General features: G+C 62.3%; 9 protein-coding genes. 6 read left to right on the top strand and 3 right to left on the bottom strand.

Annotated elements, in window-relative coordinates:
* The 4 genes from AC1DT3_RS05315 to AC1DT3_RS05300 form a co-directional block, all read left to right on the top strand.
* A partial coding sequence (locus AC1DT3_RS05315) for an AAA family ATPase (RefSeq protein WP_477464202.1) occupies positions 1-1,174 on the top strand: 1,174 nt, incomplete at its 5' end.
* A gap of 190 nt (positions 1,175-1,364) precedes the next feature.
* Complete coding sequence (locus AC1DT3_RS05310; protein ID WP_477464201.1) at positions 1,365-1,880, top strand: hypothetical protein; 516 nt, start codon at positions 1,365-1,367, stop codon at positions 1,878-1,880.
* A 173-nt stretch (positions 1,881-2,053) separates the two neighbouring features.
* The gene (locus AC1DT3_RS05305) at positions 2,054-2,935 is read left to right on the top strand and encodes a methyltransferase domain-containing protein (RefSeq protein WP_477464200.1); all 882 of its coding nucleotides are present in this window, start codon (positions 2,054-2,056) and stop codon (positions 2,933-2,935) included.
* A gap of 61 nt (positions 2,936-2,996) precedes the next feature.
* On the top strand, positions 2,997-3,362 hold the full coding sequence (locus tag AC1DT3_RS05300; RefSeq protein WP_477464199.1) for a DUF427 domain-containing protein: 366 nt from the start codon (positions 2,997-2,999) through the stop codon (positions 3,360-3,362).
* A gap of 27 nt (positions 3,363-3,389) precedes the next feature.
* Here AC1DT3_RS05300 and mutT read toward each other — a convergent pair whose 3' ends face one another.
* Positions 3,390-3,794: an 8-oxo-dGTP diphosphatase MutT gene (gene mutT, locus AC1DT3_RS05295; protein WP_477464203.1), complete on the bottom strand. Its 405-nt coding sequence runs from the start codon at positions 3,792-3,794 to the stop codon at positions 3,390-3,392.
* A gap of 161 nt (positions 3,795-3,955) precedes the next feature.
* Here mutT and AC1DT3_RS05290 point away from each other — a divergent pair, with 161 nt between their 5' ends.
* Positions 3,956-4,306 (top strand): hypothetical protein, encoded by a 351-nt coding sequence (locus tag AC1DT3_RS05290; protein WP_477464198.1) that lies wholly within the window; start codon positions 3,956-3,958, stop codon positions 4,304-4,306.
* 18 nt (positions 4,307-4,324) lie between these two features.
* On the opposite strand, the gene argJ is transcribed toward AC1DT3_RS05290, so the two are convergent.
* Together argJ and AC1DT3_RS05280 are read right to left on the bottom strand one after the other, a co-directional pair.
* A complete protein-coding gene (gene argJ, locus AC1DT3_RS05285; RefSeq protein ID WP_477464197.1) occupies positions 4,325-5,566 on the bottom strand; it encodes a bifunctional glutamate N-acetyltransferase/amino-acid acetyltransferase ArgJ in 1,242 nt (413 codons plus the stop codon).
* A 206-nt stretch (positions 5,567-5,772) separates the two neighbouring features.
* Complete coding sequence (locus tag AC1DT3_RS05280; protein ID WP_477464196.1) at positions 5,773-6,699, bottom strand: peptidylprolyl isomerase; 927 nt, start codon at positions 6,697-6,699, stop codon at positions 5,773-5,775.
* Positions 6,700-6,976: 277 nt separating this feature from the next.
* Here AC1DT3_RS05280 and secA point away from each other — a divergent pair, with 277 nt between their 5' ends.
* Complete coding sequence (secA, locus tag AC1DT3_RS05275; protein ID WP_477464195.1) at positions 6,977-9,760, top strand: preprotein translocase subunit SecA; 2,784 nt, start codon at positions 6,977-6,979, stop codon at positions 9,758-9,760.
* The last annotated feature ends 118 nt before the right edge of the window (positions 9,761-9,878 follow it).

Genomic DNA, 9,878 nt, shown 5'->3' with positions numbered 1-9,878 from the left:
CAACGAACTCGCTGCGGCGCAACGCCAGGGCCAGTACCAGCGTGCCGGCGAGCTCGCCTACGGCATCATCCCGCAACTCGAGAAGGAGTTGAGCGAGACGGAAGCCACGGCCAACGGCGGCGGCATGATGGAAGAGGCCGTGACGCCGAACCATGTGGCGCAGATCGTCTCGCGCTGGACCGGCGTACCGGTCGACAAGATGCTCGAGGGCGAGCGTGAGAAGCTGTTGCAGATGGAGCAGGAGCTCGCCAAGCGCGTCATCGGCCAGCGCGAAGCGGTGGAAGCGGTCTCGACGGCCGTGAGGCGTGCCCGCGCCGGCTTGCAGGATCCGCATCGGCCCATCGGCTCGTTCATGTTCCTTGGGCCGACCGGCGTCGGCAAGACGGAGTTGACGAAGGCGCTCGCGGCGTTTTTGTTCGACGACGAAACCGCCCTCGTGCGCCTCGACATGTCGGAATACATGGAGAAGCACTCGGTCGCGCGTTTGATCGGCGCGCCTCCAGGCTATGTCGGTTACGAGGAAGGCGGCGCTTTGACGGAAGCGGTGCGGCGCAGGCCCTATCAGGTGGTGCTGTTCGACGAAATCGAGAAGGCGCATCCGGACGTGTTCAATGTCCTTCTGCAAGTGCTCGACGACGGACGTCTCACGGACGGCCAGGGTCGCACGGTCGATTTCCGCAACACGTTGATCATCATGACGTCGAATCTCGGTTCGGAATATCTCGTGAATCAGCCTGAAGGTCAGGACACCGATTCCGTGCGCGATGAAGTGATGAACGTGGTGCGGTCGCATTTCCGCCCCGAGTTCCTCAATCGCGTCGACGAGATCATCCTGTTCCATCGCCTGAAACGCAGCGAGATGGGGGCGATCGTCGACATCCAGGTCAAGCGCCTGCAAAAGCTTCTCGACGACCGCAAGATCACCTTGCACATCTCGCCGGAAGCGCGGGACTGGCTTGCCGACAAGGGCTACGATCCCGCCTATGGCGCAAGGCCTCTGAAGCGCGTGATCCAGAAACACGTGCAGGATCCGCTCGCCGAACTCATTCTCGGCGGCGAGATCCACGATGGTGAAACCATCGAGGTCACATTGGGACCGGATGGGCTGATGATCGGCGACTTCTCGGTCGGAAAAAGCAGCGAGAAGAGGCCGGAAGGCGTAAGGCTCAACTAGGATCGAACAATGAACGAAAACCCCGTGGGAAACCGCGGGGTTTTCGATTCGAGACATCGTTCTTGACGGCGGCGCCTTGGTTCCTATTCGCCGTTGCCTTGGTCGCGAAAGGAAACAGTTCCCGCGTAAAAATCCGGAACCGCATCGTGCAGCCATCGTTCCCCCTCTGATACGATGAAGAGGAGACGTCATGGCAAGAGATAAGCGCGGGCAGGTTCCGGAACCGACGATCGACGAGGCTTTCGAGGAGATCGCCACGCCGGACACTGCGGAGGATTTCATTGCGGGACCGACCAGCCGCAACGAGGCGGGCGATATGAAACGCGCCGCCGCGAAGGCGATCGGAACCATGGGCGCGTCGAAGAAGATCGATCCCGATCTCGCCGTCGACCCGGATGGAAATCGTGCCAAGAGCGGATCGGGCGCCGCTATTCGCTCATTCAAGGATACGCCGCCCGGCAAGGGAGCGGAGGAGGTCAAGATCACGCTCTCGAACCGCGAGATCGCGGACAGCGTGCCGACAACGGCTCAGAAAAGCCCGGCTTCGCCGCTCCCGCCCGAACCAACCGAAACGCCGTCAGCCATCGTCAACCGGCGTCGCGTTCCGGCGCCTGGCAACATTGTCGGCGCACCTAAGAGTACATTCATTCGCAACGGGCAATCAAAGATCGAGAGCGACAAGAGAGCCTCGAAGCGATCGCGGTGATCTGATCCTCTCGCTTCACTCGGTGCCTCCGAGCCTCTGAGACCTGGAACCGCGGCAGCGCCCTCGACCTTGCCGCGGTTTACTTTTGGACCCGCTTACTCTTGGCTCCCGTTTACTCTTGGCTTCCGTTTACTCTTGGCCTCATCGTGGTTTAGCGGCATACCAAGTCCGTCATGTCAGCCCCGCTCGTCTTCGATCGCTCCCTCGCACGCCTGCGCCTGAAGCGCGCGATCCGACAGGGCTATGCCGATTTCCTGCTTGCCCGCATTGTCGAGGATCTCGATGAGAGGCTCTCGGCAGTACTGCGCACGTTCACTCTCGCCCTCGATCTCGGCACGCCGACAGCTGCCGCCGCGGACATGCTGCGTCTCTCCGGTCGCGCTCAAACTGTCTTGCGCCTTTCCCCGCTCGCAGAGCCGGGCGCCGTGGTCGGCGATGAGGAGCTTCTGCCGTTCGGCGACGGGCGGTTTGATCTCGCCGTTTCTCTGCTCTCGCTCCAGGGCGTCAACGATCTGCCGGGCACGCTGGTGCAGGTCAGGCGGGCATTGAAACCGGATGGTCTGTTCGTTGCGGCTCTCTTCGGCGGCGCGACGCTGACCGAGCTGCGCCAAGCCTTCACGCAAGCGGAAGCGGAAGTCGAAGGCGGCGTCAGTCCGCGGGTTGCGCCCTTCGCCGATGTTCGCGACCTCGGCGGATTGCTCCAGCGCGCGAAATTCGCATTGCCCGTGACCGATTCGGACGTCCTCCGCGTGCGCTACGCCGATCCTTTCGCGCTCATGCGCGACCTGCGGCGCATGGGATTGACCAACGTGCTCAACGACCGTCTCAAGAAGCCTCTCAAGCGGCGCACTTTGTTGCGCGCGGCGGAGATTTATGCCGAACGCTTTGCCGATGGCGACGGACGTATTCCGGCGACGTTTGAAATCGTCTGGCTTCTCGGCTGGTCACCCCATGAAAGTCAGCAGAAGCCATTGCGTCCCGGCAGTGCGCAGATGCGGCTCGCTGACGCGCTTCACGTGGAAGAACGCAAGACTGGCGAGAAACCGGAACCGTGAGCCTTGGGGGCAAAGCGAAAATGCCCTAGTTTCATGAGGTGAGCGTCAGGAACCCGCGTCCATGAAAGTCGCTGAGCAGGATCATCCGATCACCGTCACGCCGAACCCGCACCGGATCCGCGTGGTCCTCGGGGGATTCATCGTCGCCGAGACCACCAACGCTCTGACTTTGCGCGAGGCGACGCTGCCTGTGGTTCAGTACATCCCGCGCGAGGACGTGCATATGGACCTGCTCGACAAGACCGAGCGGCGGACCCATTGCCCATACAAGGGTGACGCGACTTACTACACCGTGATGGCGGGCGGCCTCGTGCGGGACAATGCGGCTTGGAGTTACGAGAACCCGTTCCCCGCAGTGCAGGCGATCGCCGGCCATATCGCGTTCTATCCGAACAAGATGGACGCCATCGAGGAATTCACGGATTGAGGATGTATACCTCGACCTTGCTCTCACTCAGGGCGCGATGAGATCTTCGAGGAACGGGAGCAGCGGCTCATCGGCCGGCGGCATCGGAAATTTGCGGAGCTCCCCCACCTTCACCCATTTGAGGGCCTGACCTTCGAGAGGCTGAGCGAAGCCTTCCCACCGGCGGCAGATGTAGAGCGGCATCAGCAGGTGGAAGCTCTCATACGCATGACTCGCGAAAGTGAGCGGCGCCAGGCATGCTTCCTTGACGGTGATACCAAGCTCTTCGCGCAACTCGCGAATGAGGGTTTCCTCGGGCCGCTCGCCCGGCTCGACCTTACCTCCCGGAAATTCCCAAAGTCCGGCAAGCGATTTCCCCTCCGGGCGTTGCGCCAGAAGAATACGGTTGTCCTGGTCGATCAAAGCGACAGCAACAACAAGGGTGAGCTTCAGAGAGGACACGGGCGGGCTCGAAGATGGCGGCTACGCCATTCATCACATCTCGCGACGAACCTCAACGGTCGCCGGCTCGACAACGCCTTTGCGTTATTCTATATCAATTCGGAATTTCGCGCCGTTTGGGGGATTGGATGTTGAAGTTGAGGGGAGCGGCAGTGGCCGCAAGCCTGGCGATCGTCAGTTTGTCGAGCGCGGCCAACGCGAACTGCGATGCCGAGTCGATCTACATCCATTCACGCTCGTTCGAAACCGAAGGAAGACTGACCGTCAACGCAGGGAAAGGCTGTCTTTTCGGACTGAACGGTATCCAAGGCGCAATTGCGGAAGCGAGGATCGTCCAAGCACCCAAGGTGGGACGCGCTGGCGTACGAGGTCTCACCCCTTTCTACGTTGCAAAATCAGGCTACAAAGGGCAGGACGAGTTTTCCTATGCCTTCATCGGAACGGATCAATACGGCGCTCCGATGCGCATCGTCATCAAACGCAAGGTCGAGGTTGTCCCTTAGCGTTGCGCCGCATGCGCCTCAGCTCCGGTAATCGCCGTTGATTTCCACATAGGCCTTGGTGAGATCGCAGGTCCAGGCGCGGGCTTCGCCTCGTCCGAGGCCGAGATCGACGCGGATGATGATCTCGTCGCCCTTCATATAGGCGGTGGTCTTGGCCTCGTCGTAGTGCGGATCGCGCGCGCCTTTCACGGCGACGCGGATATCGCCGAACCAGATCGCGAGCTTGTCGCGTTCGGCCGGTTCGCCCGCCTTGCCGACAGCCATCACCACGCGTCCCCAATTGGCGTCCTCGCCGGCGACGGCCGTCTTCACCAGCGGCGAGTTGGCGATCGCCATGGCAATGCGTTTGGCCGAGATCGCCCCGGTCGCGCCGGTTACCTTGACGGTGACGAACTTACGCGCGCCTTCGCCGTCGCGGGCAACCTGTTGCGCGAGATCGATCAGGAGATCTTCAAGCGCCTGGCGGAAGTCCTTCAGCCGGCGGTCGCTCGGCAGCGAGATCGCCGGCGCACCCCGATCGGCAGCGGCGCCCGTTGCGAAAAACAGCAGCGTGTCGGAGGTCGAGGTGTCGCTGTCGACGGTCACGCAGTTGAAACTCTTGTCGGCGCCCTTCTTCAGAAGCGCCTGGAGCACCGGCGCCGCAATGGGCGCGTCGGTGAAGACGAAGGACAACATCGTCGCCATGTCCGGCGCGATCATGCCCGCGCCCTTGGCGATGCCGTTGATGGTCACCTCGACGCCGCCGATCGTCGTCTTGCGCGTGGCGACTTTCGGGAACGTGTCGGTCGTCATGATCGCCTTGGCGGCATCGACCCAGCCCTGCGGCTTCGCGTTCTTCTGACACTTGTCGAGGACGCCCTGGAACTTCGATGCGTCGAGCGGTTCGCCGATGACTCCGGTCGAGGCGAGGAAGACTTGCGATGCGCGGCAACTGGCGGCCTTGGCGGCAAAATCGGCCGTGAGCTTGACGGCTTCCGCGCCCTTCTTGCCGGTGAAGGCATTGGCGTTGCCGGAATTCACCACGAGCGCGCGAGCAACGCCCTTCTCGAGATACTTGCGGCACCAATCGACCGGCGCGGATGGACACTTGGATCGCGTGAAGACGCCGGCCACAGCCGTATCCTTGGCGAACGCCATGTACAGCACGTCGGTGCGGTTCTTGTATCGGATGCCGGCCTCCGCAGTGGCGATCCTCACGCCCTCCACGGGGGGAAGGGTGGGATACGATTTCGGCGCGAGCGGAGAGACAGTCTTGGACATGGGAGAAACCGGTGGGGGCGAATAAAAGCCGCAGAGATGCGCGAACTGCGGCTGTCCAACGGTTTTGTCAAGCCTGAGCGTGTGCCGGAGGGCACCGTAAAGGCATCAGACTTTCGTTTTTATGCGGCAGCCCCATTGAACGAAGGGGCGCTGGCGGCGAGACGACGGTGGGGCAAAGATTTCCGATGCCCCACACGGATGTGGCCTTACGGCTGCTTCTGCTCGACCAGGTTACCCTTGTCGTCGACGCGATCGATCTTGGCGTTCTTGCGCAGGTTCAAGATGAGATCCTGTTGGGCCTTGCGCTCGAGATAGGTGTTGACCTGTTCCTTCATCTCGTCGAACGACGGCGCGGGCTTGGAGCGCTTGTCCTCGACCTTGATGATGTGCCAGCCGAACTGTGACTTGACCGGCTCCGACAACTGGCCGGGCTCGAGCTTGAAGGCAGCTTCGGCAAACGGCTCGACCATGCGATCCTTGGTGAAATAGCCGAGGTCGCCGCCATCGGTCTTCGAGCCCGGATCCTTCGACAATTCGGCCGCGACCTTGGTGAAATCCTCGCCGCCCTTCACACGCGCCAACGCCTTCTTCGCGTCGTCTTCGTTCTCGACCAGGATGTGGCGGGCGCGAACTTCCTGCTCGGGCGTCACGCCCTTGACGGTTTCGTCGTAGAGCTTCTTCGCCGCGTCCGGGGTCAATGCCTTCTTGGCTTCCTGAGCGAGATACTCGTCGAGCAGTGTCTTGTCCTGATTGTAGGCGAGCTTCTTCGCGAAATCGGGGCTGTCGCCGATCTTGGCGGCTGCTGCGGCTTTTGCGCCGAGCTTGAGGTCGATCATGTAGCCGATCAGAAGATCGCGCTTCTGGGCTTCCGGAATGTTGGGAAGCTGGAGTGCCGGATCAGCCGCGGCGATGGCGAGATCCTTCTCGGTGATCTGGACGCCGTCGACCCGCGCGACGACCTTGTCGCCCTGCGCGGCGGGAGCCGCCGCAGAAGCGGGGGCCGAGGACTGTGCAGGGGCAGGGGCTTGGGCAGGGGCTTGGGCAGGGGCCTGAGCCAGCGCAGCGCCGGTCGTCAGCGGCAGAGCCACGCCGAGGGCGAGAACGGTTTTGAGAAACGGGGATGAAACTGACATGGTCGTGGTCCTCTGGCGGGCTCTTCTTGCCCACAATCGACGGATCGATGGCTGAGTTCCTTGCGGTTTGCAAGCGACAGCCTATCTGTGGCAAGGCTCCGGCCGGGCGAGGCCTGAAAGGGTCGAGCCTGTGGGATCGCGACTGCGCCCGAGTGGCGCAGCCTTCTAGAGGCTTTGCCCGAGTGGCGCAGCCTTTTAGATGCGTTCCCGCATAATTAAGTCTATAACGCGGCCCAAACCGCTTTTTCACCTGAATCCTGGAATTCGAAGGCTCTCGATGTTTGGTTCTCTCGCCAAGAAAATCTTTGGCTCGGTCAATGATCGCCGCTTGAAGTCCTACCGGCCGAAAGTGGCCGCGATCAACGCGCTGGAGGCCGAGCTCGAGGCCCTGTCCGACGACGAACTGCGCGCCCGCACGGAAGCCTTGAAGGCCGAGGTCGCCGCCGGCAAGAGCCTCGACGACCTGCTGGTCCCGGCTTTCGCGACGGTCCGCGAGGCCGCCAAGCGCACCCTCGGACAGCGTCATTTCGATGTCCAGCTCATCGGCGGCATGGTGCTCCACGAAGGCTCGATCGCGGAGATGCGCACCGGTGAAGGCAAGACCTTGGTGGCGACGCTGCCGGTCTACCTGAACGCGCTCGCTGGCAAGGGCGTCCACGTGGTGACGGTGAACGACTATCTCGCCCGCCGCGACTCGGAATGGATGGGCCAGATCTACCGTTTCCTCGGCCTCTCGGTCGGCGTCATCGTGCACGGTCTCGACGATGCGGAGCGGGCCCAGGCCTATGCCTCCGACATCACCTACGGCACGAACAACGAATACGGCTTCGACTATCTGCGCGACAACATGAAGTACGAGATGGCGCAGATGGTCCAGCGCGGCCACAACTWCGCGATCGTSGACGARGTCGACTCSATCCTSGTCGACGAGGCGCGSACGCCGCTGATCATTTCSGGTCCSCTCGACGATCGCTCCGAACTGTACTTCGCGGTCGATCAGGTCATCCCCCGTCTCGACAAGGCGGATTACGATCTCGACGAGAAGCAGCGCAGCGTATCGCTCACGGAAGACGGCACGGAGAAGATCGAGCAGATCCTTCGCGAAGTCGGTCTCCTCACCGAGGGCGACCTCTACGACGCGCACAACGCGACGCTCGTGCACCACATGAATCAGGCCCTGCGCGCGCACACGCTTTTCCAGCGCGACAAGGACTACATCGTGCGCAACGGCGAAGTCGTCATCATCGACGAGTTCACCGGCCGCATGATGCCCGGTCGACGCTATTCGGAAGGGTTGCATCAGGCGCTCGAAGCCAAGGAGCGCGTGCAGGTCCAGCCGGAGAACCAGACGCTCGCCTCGATCACGTTCCAGAACTATTTCCGCCTCTATTCGAAACTCGGCGGCATGACCGGCACGGCCTCCACCGAGGCGGACGAATTCCTCGAGATCTACAATCTCGACGTCGCCGAAATTCCGACCAACCGTCCCGTCTCCCGTATCGACGAGGACGACGAGGTCTATCGGACGGTCGACGAGAAGTACAAAGGCATCATCCGCGAGATCGAAGTCGCGTCCAAGCGCGGCCAGCCGATTCTCGTCGGCACCACCTCGATCGAGAAGTCCGAGCTTCTGGCCGAACTCCTGATCAAGGACGGCTACAAGCTGATCGACTTCGAAGATCCGTTGGCGCTCGAGCCCCTTTACGAGGACGTCCGCAAGGGTTCCGGAACCAAGCATTTCGCCGTACTGAACGCGCGCTTCCACGAACAGGAAGCCTTCATCGTCGCCCAGGCGGGCGTGCCGGGCGCGATCACCATCGCCACCAACATGGCTGGCCGCGGCACCGATATTCAGCTCGGCGGTAACGCCAAGATGCGTATCGAGCGCGAACTCGCCGGTCTCGAAGGCGACGCGCGCGCCGCGAAGGAAAAGCAGATCCTCGAGGAGGTCGCCGCCTTCAAGGAGCAGGCGCTGAAGAACGGCGGCCTCTACGTGCTCGGCACGGAGCGGCATGAATCCCGCCGCATCGACAATCAGCTGCGCGGCCGCTCCGGCCGTCAGGGCGATCCGGGCCGCTCCAAGTTCTACCTGTCGCTTCAGGACGACCTGATGCGCATCTTCGGATCCGACCGCATGGACGGCATGCTGGCCAAGCTCGGGCTGAAAGAGGATGAGGCGATCATCCATCCGTGGATCAACAAGGCGATCGAACGGGCGCAGGCCAAGGTYGAAGCGCGCAACTTCGACATCCGCAAGAACATCTTGAAATACGACAACGTCATGAACGACCAACGCAAGGTCGTGTTCGAACAGCGCAAGGAATTCATGGCCGAAGACAGCGTGCGCGAGACCATCGACGACATGCGCCACGGCGTCATCGACGATCTCGTCTCGACCGCGATTCCCGAACACGCATACGCCGAGCAATGGAATGTGGTCGGCTTGAAGGAAAGCGTGGAGCGCCTGCTCAACCTCGATCTRCCAGTAGCCGATTGGGCGAAGGAAGAAGGCATCGCCGACGACGAGATCCGCGAGCGCATCCGCAAGGCGGCCGATGAATCCTATGCGAAGCGAGTCGAGGCCAACTCACCCGACGTGATGACCTATGTGGAGAAGCAGGTTCTGCTTCAAAGCCTGGACCATCTGTGGCGCGAGCATCTCGTCACCCTCGACCACCTTCGTCAGGTCATCGGATGGCGCGGCCTGGCGCAGCGCGATCCGCTCAACGAGTACAAAGCCGAGGCGTTCGAACTCTTCAATGGCTTGGTGGGACATCTGCGCGAGCAGGTGACGGGTCAGCTCATGCGGATCCAGGTCGTCTTCCAGCAGCCCGAGCCGGCCGAATTGCCGCCCATGTTTGCCCAGCATCTCGATCCGGCAACCGGCGAGAACGAGTTGGCTCTACCGCCGGGAGCCTCATCTCTCGGCCTCAGCGCAAGCGCCGGCAGCGCCCGCGACCCGAACGACCCGTCGAGCTGGGGCCGCGTGGGCCGCAACGAGCCSTGCCCCTGCGGCTCGGGCAAGAAGTTCAAGCATTGCCACGGGCAGTTCGTGGCGTGAGGTGAAGGTGCGAGAATAGCGGTGYACCTAGCCCGCATCCCACGACGTGTCATCACCGGCCTCGTGCCGGTGACCCCGATGCGAGAGGCGCCGCGCCTCACCTGATCGAGGTGGCCGG

It is taken from the genome of Microvirga sp. P4_G7, from assembly GCF_056401005.1.
The sequence above is the reverse complement of the archived record's forward strand: the minus strand, read 5'-3'. Positions and strand labels throughout refer to the sequence as shown.

What these genes read in the sequence shown, in the direction of transcription:
- AC1DT3_RS05310 (WP_477464201.1), top strand. Translation starts at nt 1,365, where the DNA reads ATGGCAAGAGATAAGCGCGGGCAGGTTCCGGAACCGACGATCGACGAG.
- AC1DT3_RS05305 (WP_477464200.1), top strand. Translation starts at nt 2,054, where the DNA reads ATGTCAGCCCCGCTCGTCTTCGATCGCTCCCTCGCACGCCTGCGCCTG.
- AC1DT3_RS05300 (WP_477464199.1), top strand. Translation starts at nt 2,997, where the DNA reads ATGAAAGTCGCTGAGCAGGATCATCCGATCACCGTCACGCCGAACCCG.
- argJ (WP_477464197.1), bottom strand. Translation starts at nt 5,566, where the DNA reads ATGTCCAAGACTGTCTCTCCGCTCGCGCCGAAATCGTATCCCACCCTT.
- AC1DT3_RS05280 (WP_477464196.1), bottom strand. Translation starts at nt 6,699, where the DNA reads ATGTCAGTTTCATCCCCGTTTCTCAAAACCGTTCTCGCCCTCGGCGTG.